General features: G+C 47.8%; 17 protein-coding genes and 1 other RNA gene. 5 read left to right on the top strand and 13 right to left on the bottom strand.

Annotation, left to right across the window (positions count from 1 at the left end):
• Nucleotides 1-38: 38 nt before the first annotated feature.
• The 7 genes from ftsX to ACZLMD_RS05850 form a co-directional block, all read right to left on the bottom strand.
• Nucleotides 39-941 (bottom strand): permease-like cell division protein FtsX, encoded by a 903-nt coding sequence (gene ftsX / locus ACZLMD_RS05880; protein WP_482522353.1) that lies wholly within the window; start codon nt 939-941, stop codon nt 39-41.
• On the bottom strand, nt 938-1,621 hold the full coding sequence (ftsE, locus tag ACZLMD_RS05875; RefSeq protein ID WP_455057698.1) for a cell division ATP-binding protein FtsE: 684 nt from the start codon (nt 1,619-1,621) through the stop codon (nt 938-940). The genes ftsX and ftsE overlap by 4 nt, the downstream gene beginning before the upstream one ends.
• 136 nt (nt 1,622-1,757) lie before the next feature.
• Entirely contained in the window at nt 1,758-2,846 is a 1,089-nt protein-coding gene (locus ACZLMD_RS05870) for a PucR family transcriptional regulator (RefSeq protein WP_022306904.1), read from the bottom strand.
• A 257-nt stretch (nt 2,847-3,103) separates the two neighbouring features.
• Nucleotides 3,104-4,216 (bottom strand): ABC transporter ATP-binding protein, encoded by a 1,113-nt coding sequence (locus tag ACZLMD_RS05865; RefSeq protein WP_022306905.1) that lies wholly within the window; start codon nt 4,214-4,216, stop codon nt 3,104-3,106.
• A 206-nt stretch (nt 4,217-4,422) separates the two neighbouring features.
• Nucleotides 4,423-5,304: a YitT family protein gene (locus ACZLMD_RS05860; RefSeq protein WP_484108978.1), complete on the bottom strand. Its 882-nt coding sequence runs from the start codon at nt 5,302-5,304 to the stop codon at nt 4,423-4,425.
• Nucleotides 5,305-5,424: 120 nt separating this feature from the next.
• The gene (locus ACZLMD_RS05855) at nt 5,425-6,186 is read right to left on the bottom strand and encodes a WecB/TagA/CpsF family glycosyltransferase (protein WP_022306907.1); all 762 of its coding nucleotides are present in this window, start codon (nt 6,184-6,186) and stop codon (nt 5,425-5,427) included.
• A gap of 14 nt (nt 6,187-6,200) precedes the next feature.
• A complete protein-coding gene (locus ACZLMD_RS05850) occupies nt 6,201-7,448 on the bottom strand; it encodes a LytR C-terminal domain-containing protein (RefSeq protein ID WP_489495302.1) in 1,248 nt (415 codons plus the stop codon).
• A gap of 184 nt (nt 7,449-7,632) precedes the next feature.
• Between ACZLMD_RS05850 and ACZLMD_RS05845 the strand changes: the two genes are divergently transcribed.
• The gene (locus ACZLMD_RS05845) at nt 7,633-8,364 is read left to right on the top strand and encodes an SDR family NAD(P)-dependent oxidoreductase (protein ID WP_022306909.1); all 732 of its coding nucleotides are present in this window, start codon (nt 7,633-7,635) and stop codon (nt 8,362-8,364) included.
• Between the two features lie 3 nt (nt 8,365-8,367).
• On the opposite strand, the gene ACZLMD_RS05840 is transcribed toward ACZLMD_RS05845, so the two are convergent.
• On the bottom strand, nt 8,368-10,704 hold the full coding sequence (locus tag ACZLMD_RS05840; protein ID WP_489495301.1) for a DUF8509 domain-containing protein: 2,337 nt from the start codon (nt 10,702-10,704) through the stop codon (nt 8,368-8,370).
• 177 nt (nt 10,705-10,881) lie between these two features.
• An RNA gene (ffs, locus tag ACZLMD_RS05835) (signal recognition particle sRNA large type) lies at nt 10,882-11,146 on the bottom strand.
• 149 nt (nt 11,147-11,295) lie between these two features.
• On the opposite strand from ffs, the gene ACZLMD_RS05830 reads away from it, so the two are divergent.
• Nucleotides 11,296-11,838: a GNAT family N-acetyltransferase gene (locus ACZLMD_RS05830; RefSeq protein ID WP_486818588.1), complete on the top strand. Its 543-nt coding sequence runs from the start codon at nt 11,296-11,298 to the stop codon at nt 11,836-11,838.
• Here ACZLMD_RS05830 and tadA read toward each other — a convergent pair.
• Nucleotides 11,826-12,362 carry a tRNA adenosine(34) deaminase TadA gene (gene tadA / locus ACZLMD_RS05825; RefSeq protein WP_486818587.1) on the bottom strand — a complete coding sequence of 179 codons (537 nt, stop codon included), beginning with the start codon at nt 12,360-12,362 and terminating at the stop codon, nt 11,826-11,828. The genes ACZLMD_RS05830 and tadA overlap by 13 nt on opposite strands.
• A 216-nt stretch (nt 12,363-12,578) precedes the next feature.
• The gene (locus tag ACZLMD_RS05820) at nt 12,579-13,562 is read right to left on the bottom strand and encodes a DUF6128 domain-containing protein (RefSeq protein WP_482521764.1); all 984 of its coding nucleotides are present in this window, start codon (nt 13,560-13,562) and stop codon (nt 12,579-12,581) included.
• A 168-nt stretch (nt 13,563-13,730) separates the two neighbouring features.
• Here ACZLMD_RS05820 and ACZLMD_RS05815 point away from each other — a divergent pair, with 168 nt between their 5' ends.
• On the top strand, nt 13,731-14,558 hold the full coding sequence (locus ACZLMD_RS05815; RefSeq protein WP_489495300.1) for a P-loop NTPase: 828 nt from the start codon (nt 13,731-13,733) through the stop codon (nt 14,556-14,558).
• Between the two features lie 158 nt (nt 14,559-14,716).
• Here ACZLMD_RS05815 and ACZLMD_RS05810 read toward each other — a convergent pair whose 3' ends face one another.
• Together ACZLMD_RS05810 and ACZLMD_RS05805 are read right to left on the bottom strand one after the other, a co-directional pair.
• Nucleotides 14,717-15,565: an MYG1 family protein gene (locus tag ACZLMD_RS05810; RefSeq protein WP_484107687.1), complete on the bottom strand. Its 849-nt coding sequence runs from the start codon at nt 15,563-15,565 to the stop codon at nt 14,717-14,719.
• A gap of 104 nt (nt 15,566-15,669) precedes the next feature.
• A complete protein-coding gene (locus ACZLMD_RS05805) occupies nt 15,670-16,878 on the bottom strand; it encodes an NADP-dependent isocitrate dehydrogenase (protein ID WP_022306916.1) in 1,209 nt (402 codons plus the stop codon).
• Nucleotides 16,879-17,672: 794 nt separating this feature from the next.
• Here ACZLMD_RS05805 and ACZLMD_RS05800 point away from each other — a divergent pair.
• On the top strand, nt 17,673-18,689 hold the full coding sequence (locus tag ACZLMD_RS05800; RefSeq protein WP_482521761.1) for an Ig-like domain-containing protein: 1,017 nt from the start codon (nt 17,673-17,675) through the stop codon (nt 18,687-18,689).
• A 109-nt stretch (nt 18,690-18,798) separates the two neighbouring features.
• Entirely contained in the window at nt 18,799-19,728 is a 930-nt protein-coding gene (locus ACZLMD_RS05795; RefSeq protein WP_482521760.1) for a S1 RNA-binding domain-containing protein, read from the top strand.
• Nucleotides 19,729-19,785 lie beyond the last annotated feature (57 nt).

The raw sequence follows: 19,785 nt of genomic DNA, 5'->3' as shown, positions 1-19,785 counted from the left end.
TTTCTCACGGGGACTCCTGTTCCCGGAATGCCTTCGCGCTATACATGAAGATGCTTTCTTACCGACATCGTACTTCCGATCACACCAATGCCTACTCCAATGCCAAGGCACAATGGAATCAGTACGCGGAACACTTCTTCTGTACTGACAAATGCCAGCCATCCGGAAAGTACCGAGAAGTGAGAAACGATAAATCGTACCACATTATCATATAACACGCCGGTGATCACCAGCGGAATTGCCGCTCCGATAATCCCCATGGTAATTCCCTCCACGATAAACGGAAGACGCACAAACAGATCCGTCGCACCGATCAGCTTCATGATCGCGATCTCATCCTTTCGCACATTGATACCCATATCCACCGCAGAATAGATCAGGAATACCGATACGAGGATCAACAGCAGAATGATGGAAACGGACACATATCCGACCAGCATATTAAAGCTTCCGAAGCCGGTTGCTGCCTCCTGTGCACTGTTGACCTTGCGCACACCGCTCAGGCTCTCAATAAACGATACCATCTCCGACTGCTTCGTGACATCCTTCAGATAAACCTCATAGGAGGAGGAATTAGCTAACGGATTGTCATTGCCGAATACGTTGACCATTTCCTGCTGATCCTCCAAAATCTCTGACTTAAACCGGTTCCACGCCTCGTCTGCAGAAACATAGTCGACACGTTCAACCTCCTTGCGTGCTTTGATCTGCTGACCAATACTGCTGATCTGCGCCTGCGTTGCATTTTCATCAAAGAATACGATGATTCCTACCGTACTCTCCGCATTATAAACCATATGTTGAAAATTGGTCAACAATGAATAGAATACGCCCAGCAGGAACAGACACGCCGTAATGGTACCGATCGCCGCCAGCGAAAATATTTTATTTTGTATGATACTTTTTATGCCCTGTTTCAAGCCATACCATAATGTACTCACTGTAAATAACCTCCCTGTCTGGCATCGCTTGTAATCTGCCCCTTATGCAGAGTGATCACTCGCTTTTGCATTTTGTTGACGATATCCTCATTATGACTTACTACAAGAACCGTTGTTCCAAGCTCATGTACATCCTGAAGCAGTTTCATGATCTCCCAGGAATTCTCCGGATCAAGATTTCCGGTCGGCTCGTCCGCCAGAAGAATTGCCGGTCGGTTCACCATAGCACGCGCAATCGCCACACGCTGCTGCTCTCCTCCTGACAACTCATTCGGATAAGCCTTCAGTTTCTTGGAAAGACCTACCATTTCTAACATTGCCAGGGAATTCTTGCGGCGCCGTTCTCTGCTGGATACTCCGACAACACGCTGTGCAAGTGCAACATTTTCAAAAACATTCATCTCATCGAGCAACCTAAATTCTTGAAAGACAACGCCCAGCTTCCGGCGAAAATACGGCAGTTCCTTTCTCGTCATATTCGCGAGATCCTTTCCCGCCACCTCGATTCTTCCGGATGAAATCTCAAGCTCACCAAGCAGTGTCTTGATCAAAGTAGACTTACCCGAGCCGCTGCTCCCGACAATAAACACAAACTCGCCCTTTCCTATTTCCAGCGAACAATCCTTTAACGCTGCTGTTCCCGTTGGATACACAAGATTCACATTCTGCATGCGGATGATCGTCTCCGCTGTCTCGTTATTTCCAAATGTTTTTATTCCAGTCATTCCTTTTCCCCATTTCTCCACCGCCCACGCGGTGCCTCTTACATATATTGTGTAAAAGCCCCATCTCTGGGGCTTTCACGCTTTATTTGAATTAATATTCAAAGGTTTCCATATATTTCATATACTTGACCACCATTAGGGCGATCTTGAAGGTGATCGCATCCTCAAACACTCTCAGATCAAGATTTGTACTCTTCTGCAGCTTATCCAGCCGGTACACCAGCGTATTACGGTGAATGTACAGCTGACGAGAAGTTTCTGATACATTCAGACTGTTTTCAAAGAACTTGTTGATGGTGGCGATCGTCTCCTCGTCGAACTCATCCGGAGACTTGTCACCGAAGATTTCTTTGATAAACATCTTGCATAGCGGCATCGGAAGCTGATAGATCAGACGTCCGATTCCAAGACTGCTGTATGCTACAACATTTCTATCGCTGTAGAAAATCTTGCCGACATCCAACGCCATCTTCGCCTCTTTGTAAGAGCGGGACACATCCTTGATCTCATTGACCATGGTTCCGTAGGACACATGTACCGAGGTCATCGCCTCTGTATTTAACATATCCAGAATAACCTTCGCCGTCTTATCCATATCCTCATATGTCTCATTCGGCTTCACTTCCTTGACAAGGATTATATTCTTCTCATCAACCTGTGTGATGAAATCCTTTGTCTTGCTCGCAAATAAGCCCTTCACGATCTCCAGTGCACCGGTATCCTTCTCGTTCTTCGTCTCGATCAGGAATACAAGACGTCTTGCGGTTGTATCAATATGAAGCTTCTTGGCTCTGTTGTAAATATCGACCAGAAGCAGGTTATCCAAAAGAAGGTTCTTAATGAAATTGTCCTTATCGTAACGTTCCTTATATGCCACCAATAGATTCTGAATCTGGAATGCAGCAAGCTTTCCTACCATATAGACATCATCACTGTCACCCTTTGCCAAAATGACATACTCTAACTGATGCTCGTCAAACACCTTAAAGAACTGATAGCCCTGCAACACCTGACTGTCTGCCGGTGAATCCACAAAGCCCATAACGGCATCCTCATACTCCTCTACATTATTGATCGTCGTAGCAAGAGCCTTTCCCTCTGTATCCATCACGCAAATATCAATACGGGTGATATTCTTGAGTCCGTCGATCGTTGTCTGCAATACCTGATTTGAAATCATACAACCCCTCCAAGTTATTTCTCACATATGTTATTTATTATCATCATAATTTCATCCCATCAACATCATCTCCAAAGTATGCTCGTTATTTCTTCTAATGAGTATACAATACCGCATATATTTTATCATCATTTTGCACAAAAGTAAAGAGGGCTGTCCTTTCGGACAACCCTCTGAAATTCAAATCATTATTCAGATCCATTGGATCAACAATCCCATGAATGCATATACATTCCGGATGTCTGTCATATATCAGACTAGTTTGTGATTGTTGTCTCTGTATCCTTATCGAAGATATGGATCTTGCTGGTATCAAGAGCGATCTTGATCGTATCACCAGGACGAGCTGTTGTACGAGGATTAACACGAACTGTGATGTCATGTCCCTCAACTGAGAAGTACAGGAATACTTCGGCACCGAGCATCTCGTATACTCTTACAGTAGCATCGAGTACGTTGCTGCTGCCTGCATTGATGAAGATCTCCTCATCCTTGATATCCTCTGGACGGATACCCATGATAACATCCTTATCTATGTAGCCACCCTCAACAAGCTTCTCTGCCTTGCTCTCCGGAAGCTTAACTGCATAAGAACCGAATGCAAGCTTGATGCCCTCTTCGTCTCTTACTACCTTACAATCGATGAAGTTCATCTGTGGAGAACCGATGAAACCAGCTACGAACAGATTACATGGCTTTGTATACAGATCAATTGGTGTAGCAACCTGCTGCATAACACCGTCCTTCATAACTACGATACGGGTACCAAGTGTAAGAGCCTCTGTCTGATCATGTGTTACATAGATGATAGTAGACTCAAGTCTCTGATGAAGCTTGGAAATCTCTATACGCATCTGTACACGAAGCTTTGCATCGAGGTTGGAAAGTGGCTCATCCATCAGGAATACCTTAGGATTACGAACGATTGCACGACCCATTGCCACACGCTGTCTCTGACCACCGGAAAGAGCCTTTGGCTTACGGTCTAACAGATGCTCGATATCGAGGATCTTAGCTGCCTCGTGAACGAGCTTATCAACTTTATCCTTTGGAGTCTTTCTTAACTTAAGACCAAATGCCATGTTGTCATATACTGACATATGTGGATACAGAGCGTAACTCTGGAATACCATGGCGATATCTCTGTCCTTAGGCTCTACATCGTTGACCATTGTGTTACCGATCCAAAGCTCACCGGATGTGATCTCCTCCAGACCGGCGATCATACGAAGTGTTGTAGACTTACCACAACCTGAAGGTCCTACGAAAATGATAAACTCCTTATCTGCGATATCAAGATTAAAATTCTTAACTGCGACAAATCCGTTAGGATATGTCTTACCAACGTTCTTTAATGATAAACTTGCCATTGTGTGTTCCTCCTATAATGTTTAAATAATATGCCTTATTAGTGTTCCGCGTTACTTCCTAACGCTTTACCCATGAATTATATTACACTATCCAAGCATTATTGACCATAGCACAAATAGCCAAAGAACATTTTAATGTTTTGTGCAAACCGTATATTTTTATTTTTTTTCATTCAATTCGTCAAAAAAAGGTCCATTCCAGCCACCTAACTCTGTATCTTTTCCACAAATCCCTCTCCCTGAACCTCCCTGATGTCCGAAATAATGACGAATGCCTTTTTGTCGATTTTTCGCGCAATGTGGCTAACGCTGCTGATCTGTTTCCGGTCGACCACGCACATCAGCGTTTTTCGCTGTCTGCCGGTGTACATTCCTGTTCCCTCCAGCACGGTAACACCCCGTCCGAGCTGTGACATGACGGCATGTCCGATCGCTTCATATTCATCAGAAATGATATATGCCAGCTTGGCGAAACTTCCTCCCGCCACGATCATATCCATCAGTCTGGTTGTCAGATAAACCGCCACGGCCGCATACACCGCCGACCGTATTCCAAACACCCACGCCCCCGCCGCAATGATCAGGCAGTCCAGCACAAACAGGATCTGCCCCACCGGATAATACGGCAGAAAATGATGGATCACCGCCCCCAGAAGATCCGTCCCCCCGGTCGAACATCCTCTGGAAAATACGAGACCAAGTCCCGCCCCCGTCAGCACACCGCCGACAACCGCAGCAAGCACAAAATCCTTTTGCGGAGCAGACGGAACCGGGATTAGAAAAAGAGCTGCCGTAAAGCAGATATTTGCCACAAGAGTCATCCTCATGTAATGTCCTCCCTTGATCCTCCACGCCATCCAAAAAATCGGAATATTAAGAAGCAGATTACTCAGCCACACCGGCATCTGAAAGCCGGTCCACCGTCCGGTCAGCCGCCGAATAACAATAGACAGACCTGACATACCTCCTGTCACCATTCCGAGCGGCTCATACACAAAGTTGACTGCCAGTGCCATGCACACAGTCCCCGTCACGATCCGGATAAGATCCGGTCCATATTTTCCGAGCTTCCCTTTTCCCTCCATCATTCCTGCCTCCTTAAAAAAGGACAAAACCAACGCTTCGCCCCTCGGAATTACTTTCCCGATTCCTTTTTACCATCCAATGCGTTACGATCCTTCTCTGTACATAAAGAAAAAGGATGACACCTAGCGGCTGTCATCCTTTGTATAATCATGTATCTCATTCTGATTATTATATTTGGTTATTTTCTTGCGAAATATACGCGTACGGAAATCTTTTTTGACTGCCTGTTCCCGGAAAATACGATGATACAGAGCCTCCAGATGCAGCTTGCGCACCCATTCCGGGGTCTCCTTCTGCATCGCAAAGATAAGCTCTGCCACGCCACCGATTGCAATGCAGAGTCTTGCATTGAGCAGTGAGGAATGCTCCATGATCCAACCCTCCTGCAAGCCCACCGGCAGGTTCAAAAGTATCATATCCGGCGTATGACTGTTGATCTCGTTGACGATCGCCGCATCCTCCATGCCCTGTTCACAGGAATAGGAGCCTACCATCCGAAGCTCCGGCTGCATCTTCTTACAGTAATGCAGCAGCTTCTCCACTGCCTCCTCCGTGTCGGCAATGATATAAAGCGTCCGGTCCTCCTTGATCAGATTCTCCAACATCATTCCAAGGCTGCGGTAATTAACTACCATGTCTCCCGCCTCCAGAGCATCGACATGATGCGTTGCCAGAAGTGCCTTCTCTCCCGGCAGAAACAGGTCTGCTTTTTCCAGAAGTGCACGGTACTCCTCATCCTCCATCGCCTTGTTCAGCATCTTCGTGGAAGCAAACATGATGACATCAAGATGATCATCCGTCAGATATTCATTCATTTTGCGGACAAAGACATCGTTACTCATCATATCCACGTCAATATCCATAATTTTAACTGATGCTTGCATAATCAAATCCCATTCTAATTGGCATCTACCGTGCCAAGAATAATTTCGATATCATAACCATCCGGTGTCTGACCTACAACAAGTTGCGGATCTTTGAAATAAGTCGTCAGATCAGCCCCCCACTTCTTTTTGGAAACAATGATCTTTGTTCTGGTCAAAACCTCCTGTGTATAATCACCAACCTTCGGCACAGTATAGCCGGCATCCACAAGTGTCTTCTGCTTGGCTGCTGCCAGACCGGAGATCTTGCTTCCGTTCAGGATAATGATCTTCTTGCCCTTGGAGCTTACCTGCTTCTTGGCAGGAACTGACTTCTCTTCACTCTGTGGTGTTGTGTATGTCTCTGTTACATTCTCAATATCACTGATAAACTTTGATGCTGACGCAGTATCTACTGTAAACAGCTTGCCATTGTACTCGCCAGGCAGCGCCCAGTAATGATACAGAGAGGAGTCCATCTTCATATATGACTCAATATATCCGATCTTATTGTATACTGTCAGGTTGGACTGTATTCCGTCCTGGTTATACTGATCCTTGATATACGCCATGATCTTTGTCTCATCGCCGGCAATATCCTTCAGCTGATTCGTAAAGGAATCGCTGAGTACCGTCACCTTCATTGTTACAGAAGAATTATACTGCTGTGCCTGTTCGCCTGGTGAAGGTGATGCGGATGCAGACTGACCAGAGCCGTCAAGCACCTTTGCGTACTGTGTTGTCATCTTCTGTTCCTGATAATGCAGGTCGTAAATCCCCTGAGAGATCACCGTGAAATAACTGATATCTGTCTTTAACAGCTTCTCCATAATAAGCTCCGCATAACCATATGCCTCGGCATCCTCCAGATCGGAAAAATAACGGCGCAGCTTTGACAGACGTACGATCTGCGGAATCTCCTCATCCACAACACAAAGCTTCTGATACATCTTTGCCAGGATCGTATAATCTGTATTGGTCGGAATTGTAATGTAATCCATATTGTTTGTCTTGGTGTTGCAGATCTCCAGCATCATATGGGTGATCATCTGCTTGTCATTGACCACATAGATCAGATTCTTGGAAATCTCATCTGTCTTCGCCTGATCCAGAATAGATTCCAGCTCCTTCTCCTGTACATCCAGCTTTCCTTCCTCCAGCTGCTTTGACAAATATTGATAAGAAACCTTGTAGCTGATCACGCCGACTGCGAGAATCGATACGATCACCAGAATAGATTTTAATAAGCTCTTAAAAAAGAACAACACTGCATTTTTTTTCATATCAGTACCTTTCTTTACCATCCGGATGCTCCGATGGAAAATTCGCAAATTTGTACAACATTCCAGCAAATTATAGCAAACTTCCTAAAATGTGTAAAGCCTTGTATTCAAAGTAACTTTCATTTACTATATAGCTGCTATATATAGTACAGTGAAATTGTCTAAGGAAAGGATTTGATCAGAAATGAACATGCATCACATTATCATCACCGGCGCATCCCGTGGAATCGGGCACGCCACAGCACTTTTATACGCTTCCATGGGCTGGAATATTTCAATCTGCAGCCGCCACTGTGATTATCAGATGACACAGACACAGGATGCGATCACGGCTGCGGGCGGACAGTATTTTTCCTTTTGCGGTGACATGGGAAATGCAACGGATGCAGAGGAATTTCTGGCGAAGGCAGTCCAGACCTTCGGGACTCCGGAGATCCTTGTCAACAATGCCGGTATCTCTCATATTGGTCTGTTGCAGGATATGACTCCGATGCAATGGGATGATATCATCCGCACAAATCTTTCCTCTGTCTTTTATACCAGCCGGGTGATCATCCCTTATTTCCTACAGGAAAAGCACGGCCGGATCATCAACGTTTCCTCTGTCTGGGGCAGTGTCGGCGCATCCACGGAGGTCGCATATTCTACAACAAAGGGTGGGATCAACGCCTTCACCAAGGCACTGGCAAAGGAGCTGGCACCAAGCGGCATTCCGGTTAATGCCGTTGCCTGCGGCATGATCGACACCTCCATGAACAGCTTTCTTGATCCGGAGGAGCTTGCCGCCGTCATCGACGAGATTCCTGCCGGACGAGCCGGAACACCGCAGGAGGCAGCCGCTCTGATCCGTCAGGTTGCCGAAGCCCCGGACTATATGACCGGTCAGATTATCACACTCGATGGCGGCTGGATCTGATCTTTACCGTTCATAAAACTCTTTCGTATGCACGATCTCCGGCGGCACCTCTACCTGATCCTTTTCCCATACACGAAACTTCATATCGTATTCTTTACACTTTTTGGCACGTTCTCTCTCAAAGCGTGCCATCGCATTCATAAATACCGGCTGTCCCTCCAGATTCTGACGCAGTTCCTGCGTAAACGGGCAGTAGGTTGCCATGATCTCGCGCACTGGCTTACTAAGCAGCATGCCTCCCTGGGATTCATGCAGGATCCAGTTCATGTAATCCGCCGCAAATATTTCTCTGGAATTATTCCGGTGCTTCTGTATCTGAAGCTTTAATTTCTCCTTACGATCATCCGACAGATCCCTGTTCTTGCGGTAAAACTGTAGGAAATCCGAATACTCACTGGTGAGCGACTTATACTGGATATTATTCCAGTACACGCCCTGCATCGTACGACACAGCTCCCACCGGAAAGAACCCGCCAGATGCGCTACTGTCTTGTCCAGATCTCCCTCCAGAAAAGCCGGAAGGATCAAGCGTCCCTCTGAATCTCTCTTTCTGCCGCTGAGCTCCTGCCACATGATATCTCTCGATCCCACAGTCGGCATCAGTATCACATCCGGACAGACCTCCACCTGAATAAATTCCTTCTTGATGCCGGAGATCTCTCCCGTATAAAGCACCTCCCGGTAAAAGACGGAGTAATCGATCCGGCGCAGTCTGTTAAACGCCGCAGAGACCTTCTCCTTGGAAAGAAAATTCCTTTCCAGATTAGAACAGCCCTCGGTATACAGAAACGGCACAAAGGATACGATCTGACCACTGACAAGACGGTGCGTCAGCCGGAACATGTTCATAACCTCAAAATGCAGCCTCTGTTTCCGGCTTTTGAGCAGACTCTTCTTCTGCTCTTCGGTAATCTCTTTATTTTTTAATTTATCCCGAAGAAATTCTTCATAATCCATATCAAATTCATTCTTGGACGGCATACGATCCCCGTCCATCACTGCTGTGAGCCATTCCTTCATATCAAAGACATGACATCCGTTTTGGTAGATGCTGCCCTGATCCAGCGTCAGAAGATCCTCGATCATATCCTCCCTGAGCAGCCGTTCGCTCAAGAAGCCGTAGCGCAGGAAAAGCTCCACCTCTGTCGGAGCCTCCTCTGCCGACTGATAATCCTTCAGAAAAACCTTCTCGTAGATTGGATAGTAGTCCTTCATAAGATTACGTCTCAGGCTCCTCGCCTCATCCGTCGAGCTTTCCTTATCCTCCAGCGCCTCAAACTGTGCTACGAGATCTTCAAAACGCTCGGCGCGTTCCTGTTCGATCTCCCCAAAGGAAAGAATCGTTCCCAGCGAATCCACAAGCTCCGACACATCGACGCCGCAGTCCTCCACAAGCGCCAGCGTATCTCCCTGCACGTCCGGTCCGCCTGTGCCATGCGAAGGATTCAACAGATTATAATATGTCTCCTCCATTGTTCCACGGTCGATCACACACTCCACATCCGCCCGCTTCTGCAGGACACTTTCCAGAGAATTGATCCGGTCGATCACCTCATCAAGATCTGTCATCACTCCGGAAGCATCCTGGCCGGCACGCTGCAACGTCTGCGCAAACCCAGACACCGCCAGATACAAATTTCTGCCGTCGAGGATCAGATAGTGCATCATCTGACTCAGATATTCCGTCAGCGACTTACTGTAATCATGGAGCTGATGCAGCAGTCCGACCTGCTCCCTCACATGATAAATGCATATCTCGGCAGAGCTTCCGTAAAACGCCTTCTGCACATCCATCGGCACCTTGGCGCACGCCTGATAATAATGCACCTTATCCAGTGAAAGCATCTGCGGCTCGTCAAACGGGTGCAGTTTCTCCACCGCCGCAAGCTCCTCAAAGACAGTTCCCGTCTCTTGGGCAAGCTGCCGGCACTTGTGATATATCCGAAAAGTCATCTCATAGGAGCCCTCAGCCGCCTCCTGCAGCTCCTCATAAGCACGTTCCTGCTCTGCCAGAGAACGATGAAGACCCACAACCATCAATGCCACATAATCCTTATTGATCTTCATGATTCCCCTAAGATCACTCATCGCTCCAGATGATGGAAATACATAGATTACCGCATTGGTCAGTGCCGTATACGTCACACCGTGCGCCCCTCTGTTGAGATCCCGGATTCCCAGAAAGCAGCCGGAGCCCACAACCAGATTAAGACCATATCCATGCACACGGATCCTGCCCTTTACCACCATGGCGATCGAATCAAGAAACTCTCCCGCCTCGTAAATATCCGTATCTTGGATGATATGATTAATGCTTCCTTTTTTCAGTTCTGCTTTCACCGCTTATCCCCCTTTGCCATCCGTACCATTTACCTAACTTTATTTTATCAGAAATAACACCGAAATTAAAGAAAAAAGTGGAGCATTCTCCACTTTCCCTATTGATCATCTGTATATAATTTATCAGGATCCGTCTGTCCTCTATCCGAAGACTGACAGCTCTTATCTATATAAAAACCGTGCATTCTGCGTTGTACGCATCATTGCAGACGTTACCAATACAGTTAGCTCGGCTCCGGCAACCTCACGGCACACGGGAGGGCTCACTTAGTGCTGCTAGGTTCCCCTCCTGACACGGTTCATGAGTTCCCATTGCGCAAGACCAAAACGTCATCACCACTTATATCGGGCGGCTCCGCAATCAATGCATCCGAAACAGAACATCACCCCTGCTATAGCGGATTGCAGGTACAGGGCACCGCTATCTCCCCGGCTAGCACGGAAGCTTTATGACATACTTCACACAATTTATGTTAGATGTTAATTATATCCTCTCCCGCGTAAGCTTGTCAAGATATATTTCCTTGTTATTTTCGTCACCGCATGATACACTAAGGCAATACAGACATATCATTGGGAGGAATACCTGTAATGCAACCACAATACGAGACCAGCCGTCTTCTCCTCAGCGTAAGCCATCCGGATAAGGCAGCCGGTGTGCTTGAATTTTATGAACGAAACCGAGACTTTCTGGAGCCGTATGAGCCGGTCAAAAGACCCGGGTTTTATTCTCCGGATTTTCAACGGACGAATCTTACATTTGAATATAATTCCTTTGTGAAGGCAAGACATCTGCGCATGTGGATGTATCTCCGGGACCATACCGACGTTCCCATCGGTACGATCTGTTTCAGCAATTTTCTGCACGGTGCATTTTCAAGCTGTATGCTTGGCTACAAGACCGACAAGGATCATCTGCAGCAGGGCTACATGACCGAAGCGCTTTCTTTTCTGATTCCTCTCGTATGCCGCGAATACCGCTTTCACCGGATCGAGGCATATGTCATGCCGGACAACGATCCGTCGATCGCATTGCTCGAGAAGCTCACCTTCCATCGGGAGGGGCTGCTTCATGACTTTGCGCAGATCAACGGCAAATGGGAAAATCATTACATATATACTTATCTTGCATGATCTGCCGCTTCTGTTTTCTGTGCTCCCCCCGCCGGCTTTTCTTTCTTCAGCTTCTGCTGACGGCGAAGCTCCTTAAAGAAATCCTTGAGCAGCTTCTGGCAGTCCTCCTCCAGAATCCCGGTTTGCAGCCGGACCTGATGATTGAGCTGCTGCATCTGAAGCAGATTGATAATACTTCCGGCGCATCCCGCTTTCGGATTCATGGCTCCCACGACAACCTCCGGAATCCTCGCCTGAACGATCGCCCCCGCACACATCGGACACGGTTCGAGCGTTACATACATGGTACATTCCTCCAGCCGCCAGTCACCCAGCTTCTTACTCGCCTTGCGGATCGCGCTGATCTCAGCATGTCCCAGTGCCGATTTCTGCTGATTTCTCTTATTATAGCCTCTGGCAATGATCTTGCCTTCATATACGATCACACAGCCGATTGGCACATCTCCGGCTTCCCCCGCCTTTTTCGCCTGACGGATCGCCTCTTTCATATATTTTTCCTGTATTTTCTGTTCTTCCATGTTCATCCTCATTCCAATTTAATGATATTGGGGGCAAGGGTATTTTGACCCCGGCGGATTACTCCATTGCATCCGTGAATCTATCAGAATCATACGCTATCCGGACGAAAATGTCATCCTCTTTCGCAAAATCCATGGAACGAAAGTTTATCAAAAGCTATTTTCTGCGGCATCATCTGTCCGCCGGAGCCTGCCCTGCACGCATACAACGATCAGCCCCGATCACCCCTGCGCATGAACAGCGATCAGCCAGTATCCAAATGCGCCATGTCTGTCCTTCACCTTGGAGAGTGGCTGAAAACGAAGCATCCGGCACTCCTTCGCCCATTTGCTGTTTTCTTCGCTGTAAATGCCCGGCACGCCAACCGCATACTCCTGCCTGCCGATGCACGCAAAAATCAGATGACGATAACAGTAATAGCCCCGCAGAAGAAACGGATTGCCGGCAAGCGACCAGTACGCCACCGGAAGATTTCCGATGTCCTTCAGGTCAATGCGGACGCATTCTCCCATCTCATCAATTTCAAACGGGTACATTTTCGGGAACACGGAAAGCATCCGTTCTCCAAAGTCCGGGCGCTCTCTGCGGGAACAGGCTTCCACTGAGGAGGCTTCTGCAGAAGATGCCTCCTCCAGTCCCGTTGCTGCCTGCAAGGCATCGTCCAGAGCATCCTGACGCCGCTGCACAGGTTCTGCCCTTTCGGATTCCTGCCGGATTTCTGTAGATGCCGTGTTCACCGCCTGCGGCCGACTCTCCTCCGATCCGCTCCCGGCATCTGATCTGTTCCCGGCATCCCGGTCGTCCTCTGCCTTCCATCCGTCAGCTTCCTTTTCCGGTGCTGCTCCCGAGACCGTGATATCCTTCCAGGTTGTCGCATAAAACACATTTTCCGGTCCACTCAGATAAATCCCGTCAATCCGGTCAAACGCATATTCCGAACCTGCCATCCTGTCAACCGGCGTCTCCACCCTTCCGGCAAATCCACTGCCGTTTCGCGCAAGCTTTCCCGCCGGGATCCGCTGCATGCCACCCTCATTTTGTATAAAAAAGAAAACTGACGGAGATACTGAAACCGTGTCCTGAAGACGTATTGTCACGCGGCATCTCCGGTCATTCCGTTCAATCCTTGCATAGCCTGTGTTTTTTCCTTTTATCCCCTTATCATATCGATAGAGATAGGAAACCATTCTCTGATATCCACTCATATTTCCTCCATTCCGGAATACCCGACGCTAATTGACCGCCGTGCATGCTCCACATCATAATAGTAAATTGTATGTGCCCCCTTTGTCCGTTAGAACGTTATAGTGGACAATTTATCAATAAATTGCTATACTAAAATTTATGTGTATATAGAAAGGAAGGATTACATTATGAGCGAAAACTGTTCCCATGATTGCGGAAGCTGCTCAGCAGATTGCAGCAGCCGTTCCCCACAGAGTATGATCGAACAACCCAATAAAGAAAGCCGGATCGACAAGGTAATCGGCGTTGTCAGCGGTAAGGGCGGTGTCGGAAAGTCCATGATCTCTTCCATGCTTGCCGTAAACCTGCAGCGAAAGGGACATCGCACAGCCATTATGGATGCCGATGTGACCGGTCCATCCATTCCAAAGGCATTCGGCATCACACAGCATGCCGTTGGCACAGATACCGAGATCTTCCCGGTCGAGAGTAAGACCGGCATCCAGACCATGTCCGTCAACCTTCTTCTGGAGGATTCCAATGATCCTGTCATCTGGAGAGGTCCTGTGATCGCCGGCACGGTAAAACAGTTCTGGACTGACGTTGTTTGGAAGGATGTCGACTACATGATCGTCGATATGCCTCCGGGAACCGGTGATGTCCCACTTACCGTATTCCAGTCACTTCCGGTAGACGGTATCGTGATCGTGACATCCCCACAGGAATTAGTTTCTATGATCGTTGGAAAGGCAGTCCGCATGGCAATGATGATGAACGTGCCAATTCTTGGTATCATCGAGAACATGAGTTATGTGGAATGTCCGGACTGCGGAAAGCACATCAATATTTTCGGTGAAAGTCATGTTGACGAGGTTGCAAAGCAGTATGATCTGCCTGTTCTCGGACGCATCCCTATGACCGCTGAGATTGCTGCCGCAAGTGATGCCGGTAACGTAGAAGGTCTTGAGGGAGACTGGTTCAACGATGCCGTTGCTGCGATCGAGGGATTGAAATAATCCCGCAATCCCGTTACCGGGATTGAATCATTCAAATAATCTGAAAAATGCACCGGAATCAGGATGAACCCGGTGCATTAATTAACGATACTGTTTCTTGATCTCTTTAAAATCACACTTCCCGGACAATGCCGGGATCTCATATGCGTCTGATAAATTTATCGCCATTCCAGTGCAATACGCGCCATCTGTTCCGCATCCTCTTTTGTATCTGCTGCCGCGAGAAAGCCCGTCGGATGACAGAATCTGGCTGTCGCAATGCCGCTGACCTTCGGAAGCTCCTGCGGATCACAGCCCCACCATTCCTGCGGAAAATCACAGACAAGGCTGCGATCCTCCTTCGACTTCGGAACTCCCTGCACACTATAGCCTCCACGGTTGGACGGATACACCGTAAACTGATAACCGCTGCCGATCACATTTCTCTTCCAAGGCACGTAACAAGGCAAGATCAACACCTCACCATCACACTCTTCCATCGCCTTCACAACTACCTCGGAAGCTCTTCTGAGTCCCTGAATGCTCTCGATGTAATGCATCAGAATCTTCTCCGCAAATGTCTCTGCCTCCCAGAACCTGTCATCATACGAGGCATCGGAATCCCAGCCCGGATTAAACTTCTCCATCAGCTCCGACAGGGTATTCTCTGAACCTGTATTATCGGACTCATCTAACGGCTGGATAAACTTCTCATCAAAATCTGCCGCTTCCTCCTCCGTCAGGAAACAGGAACCAAACTCGCGCCAGAGAAGACCGAATGCCGCATACGGCACGCCATTCTCACGGATCTCCTTGTCCTGCTGGTGATGGTCAAATCTGCCTCGTCCAATATCATATACGATCCCGTCAAAATTCTCCGGCACATCAAAGCCTCTCTCCACCTGAATGTCCGGATTTATCAGACGAAGAAGCGCCGTAGAAAACAGATCATCCGCATGAAACTTGGCGCCGTGCGTAAATCCATGATCCGGCACAAGACCGGTAACTTCCTTTTCAAACTTAATCATAGTTACAATATCCTCCTGATCTGTTGTCTCTCTAACAGCAAAAAGCCCCTGTTTCGAGGCTTTTTACACGATATGAATAAGTATTTATCCTTTTCAGATATATATTACAGCATTGCTTCCAGAGACTCACGAACCGCCTTAATAAATCCCTCGCTGTTGAGTACCGTCACATCCTTCATGCTTGTGATCAGTGCCAGATCCTTTGTCATCTTTCCGTTCTCGATCGTAGAAAGCGTTGCCTTCTCAAGCTTATCTGCAAACGCCATGAGTTCAGGAATGTTATCCAACTCACCACGCTTACGCAGAGCGCCAGTCCATGCAAAGATCGTAGCAACGGAGTTTGTAGATGTTTCCTCGCCCTTCAGATGCTTGTAATAATGTCTCTGAACGGTTCCGTGAGCAGCCTCATACTCATACACACCGGAAGGAGATACCAGTACGGAGGTCATCATTGCCAGAGAGCCGCATGCAGAGGATACCATGTCACTCATGACATCACCATCATAGTTCTTGCAGGCCCAGATAAATCCGCCCTTTGCCTTCATGACACGGGCAACCGCATCATCGATCAGTGTGTAGAAATACTCGATGCCTGCCGCCTCAAACTTCTCCTTGTATTCCTTATCATAGATATCCTGAAAAATATCTTTGAAATTATGGTCATAGATCTTAGAGATCGTATCCTTTGTGGCAAACCACAGATCCTGCTTTGTATCCAGTGCATAGTTGAAGCATGCCTTTGCAAAGCTCGTGATGGACTTGTCTGTATTGTGGATACCCTGAATGATACCGGGACCATCAAACTCCTGAATCGTCTGACGGATCTCTTTGCCGTCTGCACCGGTAAATACTAACTCTGCCTTACCTGCTCCCGGCACCTTGATCTCTGTATTCTTGTAAACATCACCATAGGCATGACGTGCCAGTGTGATCGGCTTCTCCCAGTTCTTCACGCAAGGCTCAATGCCCTTTACCTGGATCGGTGCGCGGAAAACAGTTCCATCCAGTGCTGCACGGATCGTGCCGTTCGGAGACTTCCACATTTCCTTCAGATTATACTCTGTCATGCGGGCAGCGTTAGGTGTGATCGTTGCACACTTAACAGCAACACCGTACTTCTTGGTTGCCTCCGCGGAATCGATCGTCACCTGATCGTTTGTCTCATTACGATACTCCAGTCCGAGATCATAATACTCTGTCTTCAGATCAATAAAAGGAAACAGAAGCTCATCCTTGATCATCTTCCAGAGAATTCTGGTCATCTCATCGCCATCCATCTCCACCAACGGTGTCTTCATCTCGATCTTTGCCATGTCATTATCCTCCAATTTCATTAATATGTTGCTCAAACTTCCCACACAGGAAGAAAATGTACCGATAATATTTCTTATCCCAAACGGGTTAAGAATACGATTTTTGCTTATATTACTTACCGAATCCGTAAGACTGTGTCTGAAAATGATCGCAGATCACTAGGTTTTCCGGAAAGTCTTTGCTTTGCAATGGTTCGATGGATACGTGTCCGAACGATCGACCCCCATAGACGGGGTCAACTATTTCGGTCGGCACGCTCCCGCTGCGTTGCCCCACACAATGGTGCATAATGCCCCAAAGCACAGGGCATAAGCACCAGCGGGGGCAGAGCGCCTTACGAAACACTTGAACCCCGTCTTGGGGCGAGTACGGCAGGACGCGTTCATCGATCATCGAAACAGCAAAGCAATTAGACTTTCCGAAAACCGTAATGTGACAAGAGCATTTTCAGACACAGCCTACGGATATTTAAGTACATTCAGGCAAAAATCTGTATTTATTTCTTTGGAATAAGAAATATTATCGGAACAGGATCGTTCTCCTGTGGGAAGTTTGAGTACGGTCGTGTATACCTGTATGCAATCAAACATTACTCATCCTAACTATACCACAAAAATACATGATGCACAAATGAGATTCTCTCCTTTTCGATTTTCTTTGTGTATTTTCCCGGAAATATTTTTTATTTTCGTGCAGTTTTCCGAAAATGATCCGAAGCGGTTGACACCGCAAGCACACGCCTGCTATACTACGAGCACTTTACAGCATTTCTCTCCGATAAGGAGGGAGTTCTATGAAATATCAATCATCATTCCGGCGGATTTTTCCCGCCATTTTCACGACACTGTCAATCATTGCAGGGCTTCTTTTCGCTCCTGCTGCCACCCGGACCGCTTCTGCCGCCCGTACTTTCATTGTACTGACGCAGTATCAGGCGTCCCTGTCTGCCGGTCAGGAGTTTTATCTTGGTGCCGTTGTCTCAAGCGGCAGACTGCCATCTTTCAAGAGCTCGAATGCAAAAGTCGCATCGGTCAACCGCTACGGTCTTGTCACCGCGAAGCACGCCGGAAGCTGCCGCATCACAGCAAAGGCGGACGGAAGTGAATCGTCCTGCAGAGTCACGGTCGCCCGCACGAAGATTACGCTGAGTACACGCAGTATTTCTATGGAAAACGGTGAGACAAAGCGTCTTCAGGCTTCCACAACAGGAAGTGAGCCGGTCTCCTTCAGCAGCAATAAAAAGAGTGTTGCCGTAGTAGACAGTGATGGTGTGATCACCGCCTGCAAACCGGGTTCTGCCATCATCTCTATCACAGCCGGCAAGACAACAGCCACCTGCCGCGTCACCGTCAAAAAGCCTTCCATTACGTTGAACCATATTTACCGGAAGCTTTTCCGCTGCCAGCAGGTTCAACTTACCGCCGATGTGTCCTCCGGGATCACTCCGACCTGGAAATCCAACCGTTCCAGCGTTGCAACCGTCAGCGATACCGGTCTTGTCTGCGCCCAGAAACATGGCACTGCACTCATTACCGCCAAAGCCGACGGCGTCACCAAAACCTGTGAGATCGAGGTCGAAGCTCCAACCATCAGATTATCTGCATCCTCTCTGACCATGAAAGTGGGCAAAACACGCACACTCGGTTACAAAATATCCAGCGGCAATGCGCCTCTCATCAAATCAAGCAAACCAAATGTGGTACAGGTTGACCAACTCGGTAATCTCACCGCACGAAGCGTCGGAACCGCTGTCATCTCCTTTACGGAGGATGGCACCCGCGAGACCTGCACCGTCAAAGTCAGAAAATAAGTATTTCCAACTGTAAACAATAGAGAGAAATGTTGTAAAGGTTATTTGTTTCTTCACATTTTACTGTTATAATGAAGCCATACATTTTCAGAAAGGTATGGTGCGTTATATGAGTAATGAAAAGAGTATGAAAGACTACGAAAACGAACTGGAACGTTCCTTTCAGGTTCTGCGCGAGGGCGATATCCTCGATGTGACTGTGATCGGTATATCCGACACGGAAGTCACCGTCGACTTGAATTACTACACCGAGGGCATTATCCCAATCGAGGAATGCAGCGATGATCCGTCCTTCTCCATCAAAAAAGATATGGTGATCGGCGACACGATCAAGGCAATGGTTCTGGATCCGGAAAATACAAGCGGCAACGTAATCCTTTCCATGCGTGAAGCCAACCGTGTTCTTGTCTGGGACGAGCTTAAGGAAGACATGGCAGACGGTACCGTTTTCTCCGTAAAGATCACCGAAGCTGTTCCTGCCGGTGTGACCGGATATGTCAAGGGGATCCGCGCATTTATCCCGGCATCCCAGCTTGCACTGACTTATGTTGAGGATACCGAGGCATATGTCGGCATGACCGTTCAGGCAGTGATCATCACCGTGGAAAAGGATATTCAGAAGCTTGTCCTTTCCGCCAAAATGATCCAACGCGAGCAGGCGATTGTCGAGAAAACACAGCGGATCGGCAGACTGACCACCGGCGATGTTGTAGAAGGGCCTGTTACACGAATGGAATCCTATGGTGTATTTATCGATATCGGAGAGGGACTGACCGGTCTTTGCCATATTTCCCAGATCACCAACAAGTTCATCAAGTCGCCAAAGGAAGAGCTTAAAATGGGACAGGTGGTAAAGGCAAAGATCTTAAAGATCGAGGGCGACCGCATTTCCCTGAGCATCAAGGCTCTGCGCGAGGATGAACCGGACACGGAGGACGAGTCCTACGAAATCCCATCCGAATATGCGGCAGACAGCCCAGAGGATGCGTCCGATACAAGCCCGTTTGCAAAGCTTCTTCAGGGAATCAAGCTGGATTAAAGCGATCCGACGGTTGACAGAAGGTCTGCTTCATTTTAGAATAAATGCAGACATCGG

This window comes from Jutongia sp. (assembly GCF_057878315.1).
This window is presented reverse-complemented; position numbering and strand designations above follow the sequence as displayed.